This is a genomic window from Shewanella sp. S1-58-MNA-CIBAN-0166, from assembly GCF_040310085.1.
Classification (GTDB): Bacteria; Pseudomonadota; Gammaproteobacteria; order Enterobacterales; family Shewanellaceae; genus Shewanella.
Window position 1 is genome coordinate 1 of the sequence record NZ_JBEOPN010000190.1, and the last position, 244, is coordinate 244.

The 244-nt window shown below is 43.9% G+C and carries 1 protein-coding gene; it reads left to right on the plus strand.

What is annotated here, in order from left to right:
* A partial coding sequence (locus tag AAEY99_RS21645) for a HipA domain-containing protein (RefSeq protein ID WP_351012016.1) occupies window positions 1–244 on the plus strand: 244 nt, incomplete at both ends.

The window sequence follows — 244 nt, forward strand, 5'->3', positions numbered from 1 at the left end:
GGTTATCGGCATCGAAGGTCAAGACGAGGACATCGCAGAATTTACTCGCAGGTTAGTGTTCAATACGTTAATTGGCAATGCCGATATGCATTTGAAGAATTGGTCTGTGATTTATAAAGACAAGCGCACCGCATCGATTGCACCTGCTTATGACTTTGTCTCGACTATTCCTTATATCCCAGATGATAGTGCGTCGCTCAAGGTTAGCCGTAGCAAAAAATTCAGCGATTTCACGTTGGATGAG